This window comes from Ferrimonas sp., from assembly GCF_048263965.1.
Taxonomy (GTDB): Bacteria; Pseudomonadota; Gammaproteobacteria; order Enterobacterales; family Shewanellaceae; genus Ferrimonas.
In genome coordinates this window covers 146,980-166,769 of record NZ_JBLXDO010000004.1, presented here as the reverse complement: position 1 = coordinate 166,769, position 19,790 = coordinate 146,980, and the positions used below count along the sequence as shown (strand labels likewise).

The window sequence follows — 19,790 nt, the reverse complement described above, 5'->3', positions numbered from 1 at the left end:
AATCACTTTAAGAGGAATAACCATGAGCGTTATCAAGATGAAGGATCTGGCTCTGGCCGGTAAGCGAGTGCTGATTCGCCAGGACCTGAACGTGCCGGTCAAAGAGGGTAAAGTTACCTCCGATGCCCGTATCCGTGCGTCTCTGCCCACCATCAAGCTGGCCCTGGAGCAGGGCGCCAAGGTGATGGTGATGTCCCACCTGGGTCGTCCCACCGAGGGTGAGCCTGCTGCCGAGTTCTCTCTGCAGCCCGTGGTGGAGCACCTGGCAAATGAACTGGAATGCCCCGTGCGTCTGGCCACCGACTACCTGGACGGTGTCGAGGTTGCCGAGGGTGAGCTGGTGATCCTGGAGAACGTTCGCTTCAACAAAGGCGAAAAGAAGGATGACGAGACTCTGTCCAAGGCCTACGCCGCCCTGTGCGACGTGTTCGTGATGGACGCCTTCGGTACCGCCCACCGCGCCCAGGCCTCCACCCATGGTGTGGCCAAGTACGCCCCTGTGGCCTGTGCAGGTCCCCTGCTGGCCGGTGAGCTGGAAGCCCTGGGCAAGGCCCTGGACAACCCGGCCCGCCCCCTGGTGGCTATCGTCGGCGGCTCCAAGGTCTCCACCAAGCTGACCGTTCTGGAGTCTCTGTCCAAGGTGGTGGATCAGCTGGTTGTGGGTGGCGGCATCGCCAACACCTTCATCGCGGCTGCCGGCCACAAGGTGGGCAAGTCCCTGTATGAAGCTGACCTGATCGACCAGGCCAACACCCTGACCGCTCAGGCACAGAGCCGTGGTGGCGATATCCCTGTTCCCACTGACGTGGTGGTGGGCAAGGAGTTCTCCGAGAGCGCCGAAGCCACTCTGAAGCCTGTGGCCGACGTGGCCGACGACGACATGATCTTCGACATCGGTCCCGACAGTGCCGCCGCCCTGGCCGAGGTACTGAAGTCTGCCGGCACCATCGTCTGGAACGGTCCTGTGGGCGTGTTTGAGTTTGACCAGTTTGGCAAGGGCACCGAGACCATTGCTCGCGCCATCGCCGAGTCCGATGCCTTCTCCATCGCCGGTGGCGGTGACACCCTGGCGGCCGTGGACAAGTATGAGATCGCCGATAAGGTCTCCTACATCTCCACCGGTGGTGGTGCCTTCCTGGAGTTCCTGGAAGGCAAGAAGCTGCCTGCGGTGGCCATGCTGGAGCAGCGCGCCCAGGGCTAACCGGCCCAGACCTCAATAAGAATGAATTCAGGCGCGCGGGAAAGCGCGCCTAATAAGCCTTACATATACAACAGGAGCTTTTCCCATGGCACTGATCTCTTTGCGCCAAATGCTGGACCACGCCGCGGAGCACAACTATGGTGTGCCCGCCTTCAACGTTAACAACCTGGAGCAGATGCGTGCCATCATGCAGGCCGCCGAAGCCACCGATTCTCCGGTGATCGTTCAGGCCTCCGCCGGTGCCCGTAAGTACGCCCGTCCCCAGTTCCTGCGCTACCTGATGAACGCCGCCCTGGAGCAGTACCCGGATGTGCCTGTGTGTATCCACCAGGACCACGGTACCTCTCCCGATGTCTGTCAGCGCTCCATCCAGATGGGCTTCAGCTCCGTGATGATGGACGGCTCCCTGCGCGAGGACGGTAAGACCCCTGCGGACTACGGTTACAACGTTCAGGTGACTCAGCGTACCGTTGCCTTCGCTCACGCCTGTGGTGTGTCCGTTGAGGGTGAGATCGGGTGCCTGGGCAGCCTGGAGACCGGCATGGCCGGTGAAGAGGATGGTGTGGGTGCCGAAGGCGTTCTGAGCCACGACCAACTGCTGACCGATCCTGAAGAGGCGGCCCGCTTTGTTGCCGCCACCAAGGTGGATGCCCTGGCCATCGCCATTGGTACCAGCCACGGTGCCTACAAGTTCTCCAAGAAGCCGACCGGCGACGTTTTGCGCATCGACCGCATCAAGGAGATCCATGCCCGTATCCCTGATACCCACCTGGTGATGCACGGTTCCTCCTCCGTACCTCAGGAGTGGCTGGCGGTGATCAACGAGTTTGGCGGCAACATCCCAGAGACCTATGGTGTGCCTGTTGAGGAGATCGTTGAGGGGATCAAGCACGGTGTTCGCAAGGTGAACATCGACACCGACCTGCGTCTGGCCTCTACCGGTGCCGTTCGCCGCTTCCTGGCGGAGAACCCGTCCGAGTTTGACCCTCGTAAGTTCCTGAAGGCCTCCATGGACGCCATGGCTCAGATCTGTACCGATCGCTACGAAGCCTTCGGCTGTGCCGGCATGGGTTCCAAGATGAAGCCCCTGTCCCTGCAGGCGATGTACAAGCGCTACCAGACCGGTGAGCTGGACCCTAAGGTTCACATCTAAGGCGCATTCATTCCGAACTGCTGAAACGCCCGCATTTGCGGGCGTTTTTTTTACGCTTGTGTTAACTTTGTCACACCTCCGGGCCCAGTGTTGGGGCGGAGCGTTTTAGGGATGCAGTAGAAAGGATTGGATGATGAAAAAAACACTATTGGCCGTTGCCCTGATGGCACTTTCTCCCTGGGCAGTGGCTGAAGATGCCACCGCCCCGGTCGGCAACGCAGAGCTGGGTTTTTCCAACACCACGGGCAACAGTGAAGTGACCACGGTGAAGGGCAAGGTGGAGTACAAACACTGGCTGAGTGACTTCGAGAACCGCTACCTGCTGGAAGCCCTCTATGTGGAGGATGATCAGCAGGTCTCCAAAGAGCGTTACTATGGTGAGGCCCAGAGCAACTACCGCTTCAGCGAACACTCCTACCTGTTTGGTTTTGCCTCCAACGACATCGACAAGTTCTCCGGCTACCGCTACGTGGCCACCGCCGCCGCCGGTTACGGTCGCCGCCTCTATCAGGGCAACAAGATCTATCTGGACGGTGAGATTGGCCCGGGTTACAGCTACAAGCGGGTAGACCCGGCTCAGGCGCCGGATGCGGGCAATGAATCTTCCATCATCGCCCGGGCCAACCTGGATTTCTGGTGGGCCTTCTCGGAGAGTGCGGAGTTTCGTCAGAAGCTGGCGTCGGACATCAGCCTGTCAGGCAACGCCACCATCACCAAGGCGGAATCTTCGGTCACCGCCAGCCTGGTGGGTTCCCTGGCGATGAAGTTTGCCTTCGCCGTCAAGCACACCACCAAACCGGTGGACGATAAGGATTCTCTGGATACAGAGACCTCTATGACCCTTCTGTATAAGTTCTGATGGCGTCATAGGCCGGTCCTTCGGCGGCCCATTCCAGGTCGCCGGTTCCGGCCCCCTCACCCTGGCGCATCAGTGCCAGGGCATCTCCCAGCTCCATCTCTCCATCGAGCCAGCAGGCGTTGAACTGCAGGCTGATGGGTGTGCCCCTGAAGCGGGCAGCCATCTCATCGGCGATCGCCTCCACCTGCTGGGGCCGGCTGTCCGATACCAGCAGCAACGTGTGTTCCCCCACCTGGGCGATGCAGCTGTGCATGGGCACCAGGGTCGCCAGTTGCTGGCGGATCAGACTCTGGTTGATCTGCCGGGTTTCGTGGGGCGGGGTGATCTCCTGATTCAGGCTGATGCGGATCAGTGCCGCCGGTGCCACCGCCCTGCGATAGAACAGCTGCAGCTCGCGAATGCCGGCAACCGCCACCGAGGGTTCGGCGGGGCTCATCAGGGTCAGGACCAGCTGGCCCCGGTCGTCGCTGGTATTGATCTTGGCCAGCAGAGGCAGGATCCCCTGGTTGGCGGTGGCCAGCCACACCCGCTCCTCCCAGGCTTCATTGCGTCCCAGGGTGGCGGTGATCCCCTTGGGGGTGATCCCCTCAGGCAGGCTCACCAGATCGGTGAGGTTCAGCTTACGGCAGGAATCGGCGTCCAGCCCCAGCATCGACTGCAGAGAGGGGTTGCTCAACACCAGGTGATAGTCACTGTCCATCAGTGCCAAGCCCACAGGGGTGCGTGACAGGGAGCGGTAGGCCTCCTCCTCATCGGTGATGGCATGCAGGTTGGCCACCACCAGAGGGTAATGTCCTTCGCCCTGGGTGTGGCACAGCTCTACGCTGAGCAGCTGCTGCATCTCCCGGGCGGGCAGCTGGCCGCGCCAGTGCCCCTTCTCCAGGGCAATCTCCCAGCCGTGACGGGCCAGGGAGGAGTCAAACAGCTTGGAGAACCACAGAGCCCCCTGACGCCCCCCTTTGAGGCCCAGCATGTTGAGGGCGCTAGGGTTGCCGGAGAGCAGCTTGCCCGAGGTGGTGAACAGCAGGGTGCTGCCGGCGTGCTGGTAGATCTGCTCGGTGATGTCCATGGCCAGCTGGAAGTGGCCCTGCTGACGCAGCAGGCCATGCTTCTGGATAGTGAGCCAGCACAGGAAGAGCACCAGAACCAGGCCGGTGGCGCCCAGCAGACGGCGGTGGTCCCTGGCCAGCAGCTCCAGATCATGATCATCGAAAGAGGAGACCAGATAGAAGGGTTCGAAGTGTCCCGCGGTCACCTTGAGGTAGAGGTAGTGGCGGTCATCCAGGGTCAGCTGACCAAACTGGCGACCGCGAATTTCGGGCCAGAGGGCGTTATAGTTCGCCCGCTCCTCGCTGGTGAGACGGATGTTTCCCCCGGTGTGGGACACCTTGATGGGATCGCCCTGGATGTCGAACATCACCAGGGGGATCTCGCCCATGCGGTCGGTGCGATAGAAGGCGCTCAGCACCGGGGTGAGATCGGAATAGATGGCGGCGTACTCCACCCCATGAGGGTTGCGGGGGATGGGGATCCGCTGCCAGTGCTCAATGCGGTGAAGTTTGGGGTCCACCATCAGCGGCGAGTAGCGTCCCAGCTCCTCTCCCATGGCGGGCTGATTGTCCGCCTGTCCGCCATAGCTGTTGAGGCCCTTGAGATCCGTACCCACCACCAGACGGTTCTGTTCGTCGTAGAGCTCGATGGCTTCGATCGCCTCGAACTTGTTGGAGAGCCCCTGCAGGTAGTTTTTTAGCAGGGGTTTATCCAATTGAGGGTCGTCCAGCAGGAAGCGCAACACCCCCAGTTGGGCGATGGCCTGGCCTCGGGCCTGAAGGGAGAGCAGCCGATCTGACACCCGGTCGCTGAACAGCTGCACCTCGGAGAATCTGTGATTCCCCAGCTGCTCCCGCTGGGATTCCAGGTTGACGCCGAAGGCCCACCCCAGGATCACCGCGGTCAGGCAGATGATGACGGCGATCTGGCCCCAGAGGGTGTCCACTCGTCGTCCCATGCTGCTCAGTTCCGGCAGGGAATCCAGTAAAGAGGAGAGTTTCGGTGTCATGTCAAATAAGGGTTGAGTCGAATTTGCCTCACTGTATCACTCATGTAATCGGTGAGCCACGGCCCCGGTCATCGTTGACGAGTTTCTGGTCGAGGATTTGAGACGGCAATTAGGGATTTCGATTAGACACGGCGGGATATCGCGCAGAAACAGAATGGCGGCCAGTGGCCGCCATTCTGTGGGTTTACCCCACCACATCCAGGGCCCGGTGCCTGAAGTGGACGCCCGCTTCGTCACAGATCGCCTGGCAGGCGGTAATGTTCACCCCTTCCAGGCCGTCGATGGCGGAGGCACTGACCCTGGCAATGTGCTGTGGGGCCTCCTTCAGGAAGGCGCGCATGGCCTCATAGCTGCCCTTGAGCCTGGGACGGCAGTGTTTGTGGTAGGTGGCCTCATCCTGGGCATTGAGGGAGATGGAGAGGGCATCGATGCACTCCCCCAGCTCCGGCAGGATATTGCGGCGGTGAAACAAGTTGCCCAGACCATCGGTGTTGATGCGGGTCTTGCCGCCGTGGGCTTTCACATGGCGGGCAATGGCCAGCAGGGCATCCAGGTTGAGGGTGGGCTCCCCATAGCCGCAGAAGACGATCTCATCGAAGTCGGTGACCTCGCCAAGCAGGGGGATGATCTCCTCCGCCCTGGGCTGTTTATCCAGCTTCAGCTGGTACTGGTGTACCTCGGTGCTGCCGTTGTGCTTGGGGCAGAAGGCACACTGCAGGGTACACCGACCGGTCAGGTTGATGTAGCGGCTGTTGCGGATGTCGTAGACCAGCTGGCTCATCTTGGATCCTACTTCTTTGGCTTCTTCGGCTTCTTAGGCTTTTTCACCTTGGAGGCCGGCTTCTTCGCTTTTTTCGGGGTACTGGGTTCCTTGGTCTGGGGCTTCATATCCTGGAACACCCGGCGACGAATGGGGTCGCCCACATAGCGCTCAATCTTGCCCAGATAGGGGTGATCGTGGGCTTCGACGATGGAGATGGCGCAGCCCTTGGCACCGGCGCGGGCGGTACGTCCGATGCGGTGGACATAGGTGTCTGCATGGCGGGGCAGGTCGTAGTTGATCACATGGGTGATCCCCTGAATGTCCAGGCCACGGGCGGCCACGTCGGTGGCGATCAGCACCTTGATCTCGCCATCGCGGAAGCGGGCGATGGCGGCGTCGCGCTTGGCCTGGGGCATCTCACCCTTGAGGCAGTTGGTGCGAATGCCGGCTCTGTCCATCTGGGCGATCAGCTTCTCCACCCGCTCACGGGTGCGAACGAACACCACCGCCTTGGTGCATTCTTCATCGGCCAGCAGGCGCTTGAGCAGGGCCAGTTTGTGGGTGGCGTCGTCGGCACGGTAGTAGTATTGGGCGATCTTCTTGCGCTCTCTGCGGGAGGGCGAGGTGCTGACCCGGGCGGGCTCATCCAGCAGATCCCGGGCAAACCCTTCGACGGCGTTGCCCTCCAGGGTGGCGGAGAACAGCAGGGTCTGCTTACGCCAGCGAGCCTCAGCGGCGATGCGATCCACCGTGGGGCCAAAGCCCATGTCCAGCATCCGGTCCGCTTCATCGATCACCAGGATCTCCACGTCGCGACAGGCCACCTTCTCCTTCTCGATGTAATCCATCAGTCGTCCCGGGGTCGCCACCAGCAGATCCAGGTTTTTACCCAGCATCTCGTCATCCTGGTTGTAATCCACGCCGCCGGTCAGGGTGCCTGTGGTGATTCCCAGGCCAGCCAGCAGCTTGTCCGCATAGTCGCGTACCTGGGATGCCAGCTCCCGGGTGGGGGTCAGCACCAGTACCCGGGCATGGCCTGGGTCCTTGCGGGGGAAGTCCAGCAGGTGCTGCAGGGCAGGCAGCAGGTAGGCGGCGGTCTTGCCGGTGCCCGTGGGGGCGTTGGCCAGGATATCTTTCTGCTCCATGGCCAGGGGGATCACCTCCTCCTGTACCGAGGTGGGGGTGGTGTAGCCTGCCTTGGTGATGGCGCGCATCAGCCGGGAATCCAGCTCCAGGTTTTCAAAACTCATGTGGGGTCTATCCCTTCAGATAAAAGTCGGCGGTCAGGGCGCGGAACTCCTTGGAGTAGCCGCCGTCAGGGCCATGAATCACCAGTTGTTGTATGGGGCAGTCGGCCGTTTCCCGGGCCAGTTCCGCCAGAATCAGTTTGTCCCCCTTGACCGGGGTGCTGCTGACCCGGGTTAACCGGGTCAGGGTCAGGCCGCTCTCCATGGCGGCCTGGTTTAGTCTCTGCAGACTGAAGGCGGGCAGCACCAGGCTGATATGCCCCCAGGGGGCCAGCAGCTGTGCCATCGCCTCCAGCAGCCTGTTCAGGCTGAGGCCACTTCGGGCCTGGGCACGTTTGGGGCAGGGCGCCGCCAGGCTGTCTTCGAAATAGGGCGGGTTGCTGATCAGGTGCCGATAGCGGCCCTGGTGGGCGTCGGCCCACTGACGCAAATCACCCTGGAACACCTGGATCTGCTGATGCCACGGGCTGGCGGCCACATTGTCCCGAGCCTGTGAGGCCGCATCCGGATCCAGTTCCAGGGCGTCTATCCGGCCTGAGCCTCTTTGGGCGCAGCACAGTGCCAGGAGTCCGGAGCCGCAACCCAGATCCAGGGTGCGCCCCTCGGGGACAACCCGCGCCCAACTGCCCAGCAGCACCGAGTCGGTGCTGACCTTCATGCCGCAGCGGTCGTCGTCGATGTGAAACTGCTTAAAGGTAAAACCCATGGACACATTCCAAATGTACAAGGCGGGGATTTTACCAGATTCGATATCAAAAGCCTGTGTCTCTAATAAAACCGAAATGTTAATGAAATGGTCTGACTTGGTTTCATTTTGTGGTGAGGGCATTGTGTATTGTACGCGATTGCGGTATTAACTGTCGCTGCGATTTGATGGTCCATTGGATCGCCCTTAACGAAAAAGGACGAGAAACTAACCACGGACATTCGCTTTTACCAAACGATTGGTTAGAAAACCCTCAGAATAAGAGGGAAAAACAGCAAATTGAGTGTAACCCAAAGTTTACATGGGTGGCCTTGGCAACAGGGTTTTAAATGAAGAAGAGGCAAGTTTGGAAAAGCGTTTAACCTTGATGGACACCTTGAGTGTCGGCTTTATGACCTTCGCGTTCTTTTTGGGCGCCGGTAACATGATCTTTCCCCCCATGGCGGGCTTCCTGGCCGGAGACAACTACTTCCCGGCCATGATTGGCTTCCTGTGCACCGCCGTGGGTCTGCCGCTGCTGGGCCTGGTGGCCGTAGCCAAGGCCGGTGGCAGCATTCCGGTGATCACCAAGAAACTGCCCGCCTGGGTGGGTGTGGTGATCGCCTGTGCCATCTTCATCATCATCGGCCCCGCATTCGCGGCACCCCGAGCCGGTCTGGTGGCTTACGAGATGGGGGCTGTGCCCTTTCTGACCGAGCCCGGTGCTACCACCCAGGCGCTCTACTCGGTGATCTTCTTCGGTATCGCCATGTTGCTGGCGCTGTTCCCCGGTAACCTGGTGGACAGCGTGGGCAAGGTGCTGACGCCTGCCCTGATTCTGCTGTTTGCTGTGCTGGCGGTTGCCGCCTTTGCCTTCCCCCAGGATCCCATTGGTCAGGCCCAGGGAGCGTACACCAGTGGCGCCTTCACCAAGGGTTTCCTCGAGGGGTATGGCACTATGGACGCCCTGGCCTCTCTGGTGTTTGGCATGCTGATCGTGGATCTGCTGCGTAAGAAGGGGATCACCGACAGTGGCCGTCAGGCCCGTTACCTGGGGATTGCCGCCATGATCGCCGCTGCCGGCCTGGCCTTTGTCTATGTGCCCCTGTTCTATCTGGGTGCCACCAGCTCTGTGCTGGGTGCCGGTGCTGACACAGGCGGAGCCATCCTGACCACCTTTGTGTACCAGGTGTTTGGCAATGCCGGTGTGGTGATGCTGGGTGCGGTGGTGACCCTGGCCTGTCTGACCACAGTGATTGGCCTGATCTCTGCCTGCTCCGATTACTTCGCCGAGCTGATGCCCAAGGTGGGTTACCGTGGTTTCGTGGTGGCCAACGCGGTGTTCTGTGCCGTGGTGGCGAACGTGGGCCTGAGCCAGCTGATTCAGGTGAGCATTCCTGTGCTGATGGCGGTGTACCCCGTGGCCATGGCGCTGATTGCCTTCTGCTTCATTCGTAGCCTGATGCAGAACGAGCGCGCAGGTCTGCTGCTGATGGTGTCCGTATCCGGTCTGTTTGGTGTGTTTGACGGCATGAAGGCCGCAGGCCTGAGCACCGACTTCATCTCCGCCGTTCCTCTGTACGATCAGGGTATGGCCTGGCTGCTGCCCACTGTGCTGGCCAGCGTCATCGGTTGCCTGTTGCGCCGTCCTCAGCCGCAGCTGGCACACTGAACGCCAGAATAAAGATTCAGGGCGCCCAAGAGGCGCCCTGTTTTTTTATGCGGCGGTGCCGGCTTTCTGGGCCAGCTGCACCGCACTCATCAGTTCGGTGCTGCACAGGCGGCTGATCTCCACCCCATCAAATATCGGTCCCAGAGCCGCAACCAGCCGCTCCCACTGGTCCTCATTCATCGTGTCGATCAAGGCGGCAAACTGATCCGAGACCGGGTGAGCGGGAAGGTAGTGGCGGTAGATGGCGACGACAGATTTGAGCATGCTCAGGTAGGGAGAGAGCTCGGTGGTGGTGGAGAGGGCATCGCTGTCGATCCAGCCGACCGCCACCTTGCCGATGCGCTGAGGCTGAGTCAGCGACATCCTCAGCAGCAGCTCGATGTCGAAGGCAAAGCGTTTCTCCAGCATCTGACGGGTCAGCTCATCGATGCAGCTGGACCTGAGCATCTTAAATCCGCACTGGGTATCTACGATGCTGTCCAGTTGAGGGAGCATCCTTTTCCAAAGATAGATGAACAGCTTGCCTCGGTGATTTCGCACGCCTTGCTTGACCACGACCGAGGTGGGCTCCCGTCTTGAGCCACAGGCGATCAGATTGTCATGGCGATGGAGGTTTTCCACCAGCAACCCCAACTGGCCAAGGTGGGTGGAGAGATCGGCGTCGGTGTAGGCGACGAAGTGGTCCCCCTTGTGAGGGTATTGGGCCGCATGCCACAGGCCATAGGCGATGGAGCCGCCCTTCTGACTGTCGCCGGTGCTGCTGAGGCTGGCGGCAGGCCCGCGCCTCTCCCTGATCGCCTCCTCCAGAAACACCACTTCGATGGGAGGGAATCCTGGCAGGGCATCGAGTTGATCGAGGGCACGGCCTCCGCTGTTCTCCGGGCAGCCATCGTCCACCAGTATCAGGCGCCAGCGAAGGTTGGGGTTGTCCTGGCATAACCACTGCAGTTGCTCGAACTTTCTCTGGATGAAGGCTTCACCATGGGGGTGCTCCTGGGGGCTGAGCATCCTGTTGTGTTCCTTGTACATGGCAAACACCACACTGATCACTGTGTCGGGTCTGCACTCTCTCAGGTAGAGCTTGGATATGGCCAGCTTGACCGCCATCTTGGCGGCCAGTGCCTGGTGCAGGATCAGCTCCTGTTCCAGCTGCTTGAGCTGATACAGGTCCAGCCCCTGTTCCAGCAGATGGTTTGCCATGGAGGTCAGTCTGGACTGATGTTGACGGTTGGCCGGGTTCAAAAGATGAGAAAGCTCCCCTTGTTCGGCAATCAGTTCCGTTAAGGTTTGATTCATAACCCCTCCCTGGGCAGAAAACCTGTCAGTTCAATAACGCTAGGACAGAAAACTGGATTTAACCAATGGGGCGGATAAAAACTTCAACCCAGTTTCTGGTTCGCGCTCTGGCCGGAGTTTTTGACTGTGTCAGCGGGGAGCCCGGTTAATCCTTGTCCTGGGCTGATCGCAGACAAAGGGTGATTGCCGGGACGGCGGCAAACTGAGAGGAATGAGACCGATAAGCAGATTGTGCCGGTTCAATCTCGGTCAGACTTACCCAGAGAGCCTGTGTGACTCCCTGTTCTTTCAGGCAAAGATAAGTGCAGTTCAGATTGCTGGACCCCTTGTTGTCTACTAGCGTTACTAGAGCACAGTGGAGAGTGCCAACAGGGAATTGGGTCCTAATGAAGTTACTGGTTGTGGAAGATGCCACGGATGTGCGCCTGGTCTTGGTCGCAACACTGAAGCGTTTTGGTTATCAGGTCAGGCAGGCTGCCGATGGTGCTGAGGGGTTGGCGATCCTCAAGCAGGAAACCGACATTCAACTGGTCGTGTCCGATTGGGCGATGCCGGTGATGGATGGCTTTGAGCTGTGTCAACAGCTCAAGCAGTGGCAGGCGGTCGATCGTTTCATCTACTTCATCATGTTCTCCTCCAACGACGACGAAGAGCGAATCATCTCCGGGCTGGAGGTGGGGGCGGATGACTTTATCGCCAAGCAGGCCCCCAGGGCCGAACTCAATGCACGGATTCGAGCGGGGGAGCGGATCATCGAGCTGCACAATCAGCTTCAGCGCAAACAGGAGAAGCTGGAGAAGGCCTACGCCAGCATTGAAAACGACGTGATGCAGGCGGCCGAGATGCACGCCAGGTTGCTGCCCACCATCAAGGGCCTACCCGGGGTCAAGTTTGCCTGGCATGCGGTCAGCTCGGCGTTTCTGGGGGGCGATATGTTCGATTACCTCGAGCTGGATGAGTGCCATATCGCTTTCTATCTGCTGGACGTGTCGGGTCATGGCCTGCCCGCCGCCCTGCTCTCATTCACCCTCAAGCATGTGTTGACCCCGTCCCACCAGGGGCGAAGCCTGATGAAACCGCCCCTTGACTCGGCCCCCTTCTACTACGTGGCGGATCCTGCCGAGGTGGTGGCCAAGCTGAATGACAGGTTCCAGTCTGATGATGAGCAGTATTTCACCATGGTCAGCGGCGTACTGAATACGGAGAGCGGCCGGTTGTCACTGTGTCAGGCGGGGCACCCTGGGCCCCTGCATCAGAGGGGCGGGGAGATCGTTGAGCACCACAGGAACGGCTTTCCTGTTGGCATGTTGCCCGAGCTCGACTACGAATCCTATCAGGTTCAGTTGGCGCCGGGAGACAGGCTCTTCCTATACTCCGATGGCGCCAGTGAGTGTTTCAATGCCGTCCGGCAGGAGTTCGGGGTGGCGCGCCTGATCAGCACACTGGAGCAGGGTAAGCGGCTGGATCTGGAGAGCCAGCTTCAGCGGTTGACACAGCGTCTGGCGTATTGGAACCAAGGCCCGGACTTTGACGATGATGTATCTGTGCTGGCCATAGAGTGGCTTGGCAATAAGGGAAAGTAAGCTATGGATATGCGTACTGAGACAAGAGATGGACATCTGATTGTTACCTTGAAACAGAGTCGGCTGGACGCCAGAGTGGCGCCGGGGTTTCGCCGGGCGCTGGAGGCGGCCATTGCCCAGGGGCATGACAGTATCGTCCTGGATCTGTCGGAAGTGACCTTTATGGATTCCAGTGGCCTGGGGGCGGTGGTGGCGATTCTGAAAGCCATGAAAGGGGGGGAGCTGCGCATCGTCGGGCTGCAGCGAGCGGTTCAGGAGCTGTTCCGTCTGACCAGGATGGACAGCATCTTCCGTTGCCATGACGACGTCGGCTCTGCCCTGTCTGCATAGGAGAGAACCAGTGCGAGGAATGATTCTGGGCGCGGGAAAAGGAACCCGGGTGCGTCCCATTACCGAAAAGATACCCAAGCCGATGATTCCGATACTCCGTCGGCCGGTGATGGAATCGATCGTCTATCACTTCAAGCGCCACGGTATCGATGAGATCGTGGTGAATACCTGTCACCTGGCGCCGGTCATCGAGGATTACTTCCGTGATGGCAACCAGTACGGGGTGGACCTGTGCTACTCCTATGAGGGGATCAAGGAGGGAGATACCCTGGTGGGTAAGGCCCTGGGCAGTGCCGGTGGCATGCGTCAGGTGCAGCAGACTTCCGGCTTTTTTAACAATACCTTCGTGGTGGTTTGCGGTGATGCCTGGATCGATCTGGACCTGACCGAGGCGGTGGCCTGGCACAAGAGCAAGGGCGGGCTGGCGACCATCATCACCAAGCGGATGCCGGAGGAAAGTCTCAACCGGTATGGTGTGGTGGAAACCGATGAGCAGGGCAGGGTGCTGGCGTTCCAGGAGAAGCCCCCCCTGGGCACTGCAGTCAGTGACATGGTGAATACCGGCATCTACATCTTCGAGCCGGAGATCTTCAACTACATCCCCCCCACCGGAGAGTACGACATCGGATCGCAGCTGTTTCCGGAGCTGGTGCGTCAGGGCATCCCCTTCTACGCCATCGCCATGGAGTTTCAGTGGGTGGATGTGGGCCGCTTAAGTGATATTTGGGAGGTAACCTGCAGCATCCTCAATGGTGAGGTGAGCGGCTACCCCATTCCTGGCCGGGAGATGGCGCCGGGGATCTTTGTGGGGATCAACTGCGTGATTGACCTCGAGATGCTGGACATCGAGGGGCCGGTGGTGATTGGCAACGGCTGTCGAATTGAGACCGGTGCCAAGCTCCGGGGGCCACTGGTGATTGGTCACAACTGTGTGATCGAGAGGGGGGCGGTGGTCAGTAACTCCTGCCTGGACGATTACACCCACGTCAGCGGCATCGCGGCGGTGACAGACAGAATGATCTACAGGCACCACTGCATCGACCATCAGGGACAGCACTGTACCCTGGGGGAGATAGGTGCTGAGGGGCTGGTGCGGGACAGCCGTGCCCCTTCAGAGCCGGTTACGCGAGACCGGCATCAGATGCTGGGGTTCAAGAGGGGGAACTGATGAGTGAGCGACATGGCGAAATGCATCACTCTTAGTGGAGAGGCTGGCTACGCGGAAGTGAGTATGATGGCTAAGGCGGTGGCGGCGATGTATCAGTTGTCGTCCCTGCCGGCGAAAGACGCCTGTCTGGTGGAGCTGGCGGTGGTGGAGGTCGGCAATAACATCGTGGAACACGCCTATGGGGATAGGCCGGGAGGCTTACTGGAGCTGAGATACCTTCAGTCGGAGTGCTCCATTGAGATAACTCTGGTGGATGAGGGGGCACCGATGCCGAAGGAGATGCAGGCCAGGGTGGCCTGTGCCGAACTGCTGAAGCTGGACCCGGGTGACCCCTCCACCTGGACCACCAGTGGCCGCGGTCTGGGCATAGTCAACGAAGTGATGGATGATCAGTGTTATCGCCGTGAAGGCGATAGAAACTACTTCAGGATGATCAAGCTGGCACCGGCATAGGCCAGTGGGGTCCTATCCAGTTTAGCCCCTCGACCTATTGCGATAAGCCGGTCACGAATCGCACCGCTCAGTGATTTGCTACCGCCGTGTGTCCCTGCGCCCCCCCACACTGGATCACCTTCGGTGTCCCGCAATGGCTTAGGGACGGGCTGCCTCCCTAAAGGACAATGGGGGCGTCCGTTTGGGCACGCTGCGTAACGCCAAGGCAGCGGCGAGGGGCAATCTCATCGTGGAGCCGGGGTCTTCCCGTCCACGGTCAGCAATAGACTGATCAGCCCAATGGCGGCGGCGTTATAGTCGATGGCAAACCGGTTCACCGAGTAGTCGCGCTCATCATCCACATAGCTCTTCATTCCCAGGCCCTTGGGGGCGATGCCCGCCTGGCTGTCGCCGTTGGGGCCCCCCACCATCATCCCGGCAGGGATAATGCCGGCACTGCGAGCCCAGATATGGTGGAGGTGCTTGACCGGTTTGTGGCCGATTCCTGTGATGTAGCTCTGTCCCAGGGGGTTGAGTCCGACCAGGTAGTGCCACTGGTTCCAGGCCAGGTCGAGAAAACCGCGGTTGGGCTCCAGGGCATGGCATTGGGCCAGCATGATCCCCTGTTCTGCCACCATCTTGTTTGATCCCCTGACGAATCTGAGGTTGGCCACCCGGTAGGGGTTGTCTCTGGCCTGCTCCGCCAACTGTCTGCAGCGGGCCAGCAACCGGATGGAGAGCTGCTGGGAGAGCAGGGAGTCGACATCGGCCTCCAGCAGGTGCAGGGCGCCCATCAGGGACGGATCCTTCCACTCAAACAGCATCAGGCTGCCAGGCAGCTTGGCACGGATATGGGGAAGCAGCATCTTTTCGCCGGTGGTCAGATAGAGCTCCACCGCGGCCCAGAACCTGTCATCCCGGTCGTGGTTGAGGGAGGGCTGCTGATCCCAGCGGTTGAAGATGTAGGGGTTTGATCCGCCATCGTCCGAGGTGCGCCAGTCGATGTGCTGGCGGGGGATGGACCGCAGCCATTGCCAACCCTTTTCGGCGCTCTCCAGGTAACGCTTGGCACGTTGGGGATCCCGGTCGGAGAGTTGGCGGGCCGCCATGGCCAGAACGGCGACCGCCTTGGCGCTGTCCGGGGTGGAGATGCCGTACAGGTATCGCGGTTGACGATCCAGATGCGGGGGCACCATCTCGGGCCAGCGGGCGCCAGCCACCTTGCGATAGAAGGCGCCATCTGGACGCTGCATCTTCGGCAGCCAGTCCAGGCCGATCAGGGCTTCCTCCAGTATCGCTTCGGCCAGCTCGGGCCGAGACGGGGCCAGTTGCTTTGCTGCTTCCAGCAACCGGGCGGCGGTAATGGTGGTCGTGGCCAGGTACTTGCCGTAGTCGCCGGCATCGTACCAGCCACCCCGAACCTCCACATACTGCCCCTCCCGATGGAAGGTGTCTCCCCGGGCGAGAATGGCGTCATTGCCGTGACCGGCGGGGCGGCGGTAGCCCGTGGCGCCGTCGAGCAAGGCGCGGCCTGCGTGTTGATACAGGTAGGCGCGGACCAGGAGCTCCAGAGTCTGCTCTTGACCGGCGGGGCCTATGGGAAACAGCTCCCCTTCGCTGCCTTCGAGCCTATACCAGCCGGGAGAGATGGGGCGCTCGGGCTTGAGCCAGCCATCGGCCCCGGCCACCAGGGTGGCGGCCGGGCGCTCCTGCTGGTCGAGCAGAACCACCGAGCTGTCCGGGGCGCCTTTGGCCACCAGGTGGTCACCACTGAGGTAGCCGCTCTGATTGAAGAGTATCTGGGCGTTCAGTGGCAGGCTCACCAGCAGCAGCATCCAGCGGGTCATGGGGATACCTCGAACTCGACGTCGTTTCGTGTCAGCCACTGATCCTGCCCAACATGGGTCAGGGCCTCTGCGCGGCAAGGCCTCGGGGGGATCGACCGATTAGGAAATGGGGCCAGGGGCATAACACTGTCTCCGGGAATATCCAGTAGTTCTCGTTGATGTTCCAACAATTTTTCAGTGTGGTAAAGGGAAAGCGTCAGGTTGGCCTGACCGAGGGGCGCCAGGTGGTCATTCATCAAAGCATGGGCAGGACACCGACTTTCCAAGGTCGGCATTGCCCCTGTCTTGGCTGTACCCATTCAAGGCTAGTCCAGGGGGGGATGCGTGGCAACGTACGGTAATGCAAAAGAAAAGGGAGCCAGATTGGCTCCCTTTGCTCAGGCTTTCTGCTCCTTGGCGTCAGGGCGCCACCACCAGATGAGGAAGCGTTTGAAGTCATCCAGAATCAGGTAGAGGCTGGGCACCAGCAACAGGGTCACCAGGGTGGAGAACAGGATGCCGAAGGCCAGGGAGGTGGCCATGGGGATCACGATCTTGGCCTGCAGACTCTTCTCGAAGAACACGATGGGCACCAGGCCCAGGAAGGTGGTCAGGGAGGTGAGTACGATGGCGCGGAATCGGCGAGTGCCCGCTTCGACCACGGCATCTTTCAGGCGGATACCCTGGCGCCGGGCCTGGTTGACGAAGTCCACCAGGATCAGCGAGTCGTTCACCACCACCCCGGCCAGGGCGATGATGCCACACAGGCTGAGGACGTTCAGGCTCAGGCCCAGCATGTAGTGGCCAATGGCGGCACCGATCATGCCGAAGGGGATCACCGACATGATGATCAGCGGCTGGCTGTAGGACTTCAGTGGGATCGCCATCAGGGCGTAGATGACAAACAGGGCCAGGCCGGCCCCCTGCAGCAGGCTCATCAGGGCGTCGCTCTCTTCGGCGCTGGCGCCGTCCAGCTCACTCTTCACCCCGGGGTAGTGGGAGAGCAGTTCCGGCAGATACTCCTCGTTCACCTCTTTGGCAACCTTGCCAGGCTCCACCTTGTCCTTGTTGGCCCGGGCCGTCACAGTGATCGCCCGTTTGCCGTCGGTGCGGATGATGGCGCTGTAGCTTTCCGCCAACTCCACCCTGGCCACGGCGGAGAAGGGCACCTCAACTCCGGAAGGGGTGCGGATGCGCATGTTCTCCAGGTGGCCCAGGTTGCGGCGCTCGCTCTCCGGGTAGCGCACCATCACCTTCACCTCCTCCTTGTCCCTCAGCATCCGCTGGGCTTCGTAGCCATAGAAGCCGTAGCGTACCTGGCGGGCCAGGTCGGAGAGGGTCAGCCCCAGGGCTTCCGCTTCCGGCTTGATCGCCAGACGCAGCTCCTGGGAGCCTGAGGAGTAGTTGTCGTTGATGTCCTGCAGGCCGTCATAGGTGGCCAGCTTCGCTTTCAGTTCGCTGGCGGCCTGGGAGAGCATCACCATATCCTTGCCCTCCAGGCGGAAGGCGATGTCGGCACCGGCGCCGCCTGTGGTGCCCTGGATCTCGATGCCTTTGACCCCGGGCATCTGGCCGATGGCGTCCAGCCAGAGTTCACTGATCTGGTTGGTGTCCAGCAGACGGTCCTCCCCCTTGGTCAGTTCGATGACGAAGGAGCCCGAGGTGCGTGAATTGAGGTCTGCCAGCACATGCTTGACCATGGGTTGGCCAAACTCCTGCTGCCACTGGCCATCCAGGTTCTCCAGCTGCTCCTCCATGTGCTGCAGCACCTTAAGGGTGTTTTGCTCCGAGCTGCCCTGTTCCATGGTCAGTTGCACCTGCATAAAGTCCGAGGGGATGTCCGGGAAGAACACGAAGCGGATGTGGCCTGTGCCCATCATGGCCCCCACCAGAATCAGGGCACTGACAAAGCCGGTCACCACGGTGTAGCGGCGGGCGATGCAGGTCTCGAGGATGGGCTTGTAGCGCTCCTGGATAAACTGGCGCACCTTGAGGTTGAAGGCGTGCTGCTTGCTGCCCAGCCAGCCGGTCTTGCCTCGTTTCTGCAGCCTGGCGTGGACCAGGTGTGCCGGCAGGATCCACTTGGATTCCACCAGGGAGAAGGCCAGACAGAGGATCACCACGAATCCGATGGTTTTCCAGATGATGCCAAAGGGCCCAGGCACCAACAGCATGGGCACAAAGGCGGCGATGGTGGTCAGTACCCCGAAGGTGGCGGGCATCGCCACCCGCTGGGCGCCGGCGATGACGTTGTCCGTGGTGTGACCGTGCTGCTCAATTTCGCTGTAGGCGGACTCGCCGATGACGATGGCGTCGTCCACCACGATTCCCAGTACCAGGATAAAGGCGAACAGGCTGAGCAGGTTGATGCTCATTCCCAGGGGCGGCATCAGGAACAGGGCGCCGAGGAAACACACCGGCAGGCCCATCATCACCCAGAACGCCACCTTGAACTCCAGGAACAGGGCCAGGATCAGGAACACCAGCAGGGCCCCCTGGGCCATGTTGGTGAGCATCATGTTCAGGCGTCCCTGCAGGTAGAAGGTGACGTCACCCCAGTGCTCCACTTCGATGGCGGCGGGCAGGGTCTCTTTCAGTTTGGCCACCTTGTCACGCACCTGTTCCGAGATCTCCAGGGCACTCTGTTCACCGACGCTTTTCACTCCGACGAAGACCGCAGTCTTGCCATTGAATCTGGTGTACCTCAGCCCTTCGGTAAATTCGTCGCGGATGCGGGCCACGTCGGACAGCATCACCCGGGTGCCGTCGGCACGGGTCAGCACCAGGGTGTTGGCAAAGTCCTGCTCTGTGTAGGACTGTCCCTTGGTGCGCAGCAGGATGTCGCCGTCCTGGGCGCGGATGGAGCCGCCGGGCAGGTCGATGGAGTTGCGCTGCACCGCCGAGGCCACCTCCTCGAAGGTGAGGCCATACTCCCTCAGCTTGTCTTCGGACAGCTCAATGCTGATTTCATAGGAGGGGGCGCCGGTGAGGTCGGCGCGGCTGACCGCAGGCAGGTTGGTGATCTCGTCGCGGATCTCCTTGCCCAGCTCCTTTAGTTCAGACAGGGGGGCATCGCCGTAGATGGACAGCCAGATCACGTCCTGCTCAGGGCGGATGCGGTATACCTCGGGCTTCTCGATGCTGTCGGGGAAGGTGGAGATGGTGTCGATGCGCAGCTTTACCTCGTCGAGCACCTCGGCGGGATCGGCTTCATCCTCCACCTCGATGGTGACCGTGCCGCTAGAGTCTGAGGCGACCGAGGTAACCTTCTTGATCCCCTGGACATCCTTGATCGCTTCCTCGATCTTGATGGTGATCCCCTCCTCAATCTCCTGGGGGGCACCGCCGGGGTAGCCTACGGAGACCCGGAGCAGATTCAGCTCAAATCGGGGAAACACCTCTTTGTTGATGGTGAAGGTGGCAAAAAAGCCCCCTATCAGCAGGCCGAACATCAACAGGTTTGCCGCCACACTGTTGCGGGCAAACCAGGCGATCAGCCCTTTTCTGGTTTGCATA

The 19,790-nt window shown here is 60.7% G+C and carries 15 protein-coding genes; 8 read left to right on the top strand and 7 right to left on the bottom strand.

Annotation, left to right across the window (positions count from 1 at the left end; all coding sequences use genetic code 11):
- The first annotated feature begins 22 nt into the window (after positions 1 to 22).
- From ACN0RV_RS06205 to ACN0RV_RS06195, 3 genes are all read left to right on the top strand, one after another.
- Positions 23 to 1,201: a phosphoglycerate kinase gene (locus tag ACN0RV_RS06205; protein WP_417346540.1), complete on the top strand. Its 1,179-nt coding sequence runs from the start codon at positions 23 to 25 to the stop codon at positions 1,199 to 1,201.
- Between the two features lie 85 nt (positions 1,202 to 1,286).
- On the top strand, positions 1,287 to 2,354 hold the full coding sequence (fba, locus tag ACN0RV_RS06200; RefSeq protein WP_028109226.1) for a class II fructose-bisphosphate aldolase: 1,068 nt from the start codon (positions 1,287 to 1,289) through the stop codon (positions 2,352 to 2,354).
- 133 nt (positions 2,355 to 2,487) lie between these two features.
- Complete coding sequence (locus ACN0RV_RS06195) at positions 2,488 to 3,213, top strand: DUF481 domain-containing protein (RefSeq protein ID WP_417346537.1); 726 nt, start codon at positions 2,488 to 2,490, stop codon at positions 3,211 to 3,213.
- On the opposite strand, the gene ACN0RV_RS06190 is transcribed toward ACN0RV_RS06195, so the two are convergent.
- The 4 genes from ACN0RV_RS06190 to ACN0RV_RS06175 all read right to left on the bottom strand — a co-directional run bounded on the left by ACN0RV_RS06190 (position 3,188) and on the right by ACN0RV_RS06175 (position 7,988).
- Positions 3,188 to 5,221 carry a hypothetical protein gene (locus ACN0RV_RS06190; RefSeq protein ID WP_417346536.1) on the bottom strand — a complete coding sequence of 678 codons (2,034 nt, stop codon included), beginning with the start codon at positions 5,219 to 5,221 and terminating at the stop codon, positions 3,188 to 3,190. The two genes, ACN0RV_RS06195 and ACN0RV_RS06190, sit on opposite strands and share 26 nt — an antisense overlap.
- A gap of 235 nt (positions 5,222 to 5,456) precedes the next feature.
- Positions 5,457 to 6,053 carry a TatD family nuclease-associated radical SAM protein gene (locus ACN0RV_RS06185; protein WP_417346534.1) on the bottom strand — a complete coding sequence of 199 codons (597 nt, stop codon included), beginning with the start codon at positions 6,051 to 6,053 and terminating at the stop codon, positions 5,457 to 5,459.
- 8 nt (positions 6,054 to 6,061) lie between these two features.
- The gene (gene srmB / locus ACN0RV_RS06180; RefSeq protein WP_417346532.1) at positions 6,062 to 7,285 is read right to left on the bottom strand and encodes an ATP-dependent RNA helicase SrmB; all 1,224 of its coding nucleotides are present in this window, start codon (positions 7,283 to 7,285) and stop codon (positions 6,062 to 6,064) included.
- 7 nt (positions 7,286 to 7,292) lie between these two features.
- Positions 7,293 to 7,988: a tRNA1(Val) (adenine(37)-N6)-methyltransferase gene (locus tag ACN0RV_RS06175; RefSeq protein ID WP_417346530.1), complete on the bottom strand. Its 696-nt coding sequence runs from the start codon at positions 7,986 to 7,988 to the stop codon at positions 7,293 to 7,295.
- A 346-nt stretch (positions 7,989 to 8,334) separates the two neighbouring features.
- Between ACN0RV_RS06175 and brnQ the strand changes: the two genes are divergently transcribed.
- Positions 8,335 to 9,639, top strand: coding sequence for a branched-chain amino acid transport system II carrier protein (gene brnQ / locus ACN0RV_RS06170; RefSeq protein WP_417346528.1), 1,305 nt, complete (start codon positions 8,335 to 8,337; stop codon positions 9,637 to 9,639).
- A gap of 45 nt (positions 9,640 to 9,684) precedes the next feature.
- On the opposite strand, the gene ACN0RV_RS06165 is transcribed toward brnQ, so the two are convergent.
- On the bottom strand, positions 9,685 to 10,935 hold the full coding sequence (locus ACN0RV_RS06165) for a hypothetical protein (RefSeq protein ID WP_417346526.1): 1,251 nt from the start codon (positions 10,933 to 10,935) through the stop codon (positions 9,685 to 9,687).
- 386 nt (positions 10,936 to 11,321) lie between these two features.
- Between ACN0RV_RS06165 and ACN0RV_RS06160 the strand changes: the two genes are divergently transcribed.
- The 4 genes from ACN0RV_RS06160 (at position 11,322) to ACN0RV_RS06145 (ending at position 14,469) form a co-directional block, all read left to right on the top strand.
- Positions 11,322 to 12,518 carry a PP2C family protein-serine/threonine phosphatase gene (locus ACN0RV_RS06160; RefSeq protein ID WP_417346524.1) on the top strand — a complete coding sequence of 399 codons (1,197 nt, stop codon included), beginning with the start codon at positions 11,322 to 11,324 and terminating at the stop codon, positions 12,516 to 12,518.
- 3 nt (positions 12,519 to 12,521) lie between these two features.
- Positions 12,522 to 12,848, top strand: coding sequence for an STAS domain-containing protein (locus ACN0RV_RS06155; protein WP_417346522.1), 327 nt, complete (start codon positions 12,522 to 12,524; stop codon positions 12,846 to 12,848).
- A 19-nt stretch (positions 12,849 to 12,867) separates the two neighbouring features.
- The gene (locus ACN0RV_RS06150; RefSeq protein WP_417346633.1) at positions 12,868 to 14,016 is read left to right on the top strand and encodes a sugar phosphate nucleotidyltransferase; all 1,149 of its coding nucleotides are present in this window, start codon (positions 12,868 to 12,870) and stop codon (positions 14,014 to 14,016) included.
- A 63-nt stretch (positions 14,017 to 14,079) separates the two neighbouring features.
- Entirely contained in the window at positions 14,080 to 14,469 is a 390-nt protein-coding gene (locus tag ACN0RV_RS06145; protein ID WP_417346520.1) for an ATP-binding protein, read from the top strand.
- A 224-nt stretch (positions 14,470 to 14,693) separates the two neighbouring features.
- Here ACN0RV_RS06145 and ACN0RV_RS06140 read toward each other — a convergent pair whose 3' ends face one another.
- The gene (locus tag ACN0RV_RS06140) at positions 14,694 to 16,295 is read right to left on the bottom strand and encodes a glycoside hydrolase family 9 protein (protein WP_417346518.1); all 1,602 of its coding nucleotides are present in this window, start codon (positions 16,293 to 16,295) and stop codon (positions 14,694 to 14,696) included.
- Positions 16,296 to 16,672: 377 nt separating this feature from the next.
- On the bottom strand, positions 16,673 to 19,789 hold the full coding sequence (locus ACN0RV_RS06135; RefSeq protein ID WP_417346516.1) for an efflux RND transporter permease subunit: 3,117 nt from the start codon (positions 19,787 to 19,789) through the stop codon (positions 16,673 to 16,675).
- Position 19,790 lies beyond the last annotated feature (1 nt).

Coding starts and splice junctions, on each gene's coding strand:
- ACN0RV_RS06205 (WP_417346540.1), top strand. CDS start 23: ATGAGCGTTATCAAGATGAAGGATCTGGCTCTGGCCGGTAAGCGAGTG.
- fba (WP_028109226.1), top strand. CDS start 1,287: ATGGCACTGATCTCTTTGCGCCAAATGCTGGACCACGCCGCGGAGCAC.
- ACN0RV_RS06195 (WP_417346537.1), top strand. CDS start 2,488: ATGAAAAAAACACTATTGGCCGTTGCCCTGATGGCACTTTCTCCCTGG.
- ACN0RV_RS06190 (WP_417346536.1), bottom strand. CDS start 5,221: ATGGGACGACGAGTGGACACCCTCTGGGGCCAGATCGCCGTCATCATC.
- ACN0RV_RS06185 (WP_417346534.1), bottom strand. CDS start 6,053: ATGAGCCAGCTGGTCTACGACATCCGCAACAGCCGCTACATCAACCTG.
- srmB (WP_417346532.1), bottom strand. CDS start 7,285: ATGAGTTTTGAAAACCTGGAGCTGGATTCCCGGCTGATGCGCGCCATC.
- ACN0RV_RS06175 (WP_417346530.1), bottom strand. CDS start 7,988: ATGGGTTTTACCTTTAAGCAGTTTCACATCGACGACGACCGCTGCGGC.
- ACN0RV_RS06165 (WP_417346526.1), bottom strand. CDS start 10,935: ATGAATCAAACCTTAACGGAACTGATTGCCGAACAAGGGGAGCTTTCT.
- ACN0RV_RS06160 (WP_417346524.1), top strand. CDS start 11,322: ATGAAGTTACTGGTTGTGGAAGATGCCACGGATGTGCGCCTGGTCTTG.
- ACN0RV_RS06155 (WP_417346522.1), top strand. CDS start 12,522: ATGGATATGCGTACTGAGACAAGAGATGGACATCTGATTGTTACCTTG.
- ACN0RV_RS06150 (WP_417346633.1), top strand. CDS start 12,868: ATGATTCTGGGCGCGGGAAAAGGAACCCGGGTGCGTCCCATTACCGAA.
- ACN0RV_RS06145 (WP_417346520.1), top strand. CDS start 14,080: ATGATGGCTAAGGCGGTGGCGGCGATGTATCAGTTGTCGTCCCTGCCG.
- ACN0RV_RS06140 (WP_417346518.1), bottom strand. CDS start 16,295: ATGACCCGCTGGATGCTGCTGCTGGTGAGCCTGCCACTGAACGCCCAG.
- ACN0RV_RS06135 (WP_417346516.1), bottom strand. CDS start 19,789: ATGCAAACCAGAAAAGGGCTGATCGCCTGGTTTGCCCGCAACAGTGTG.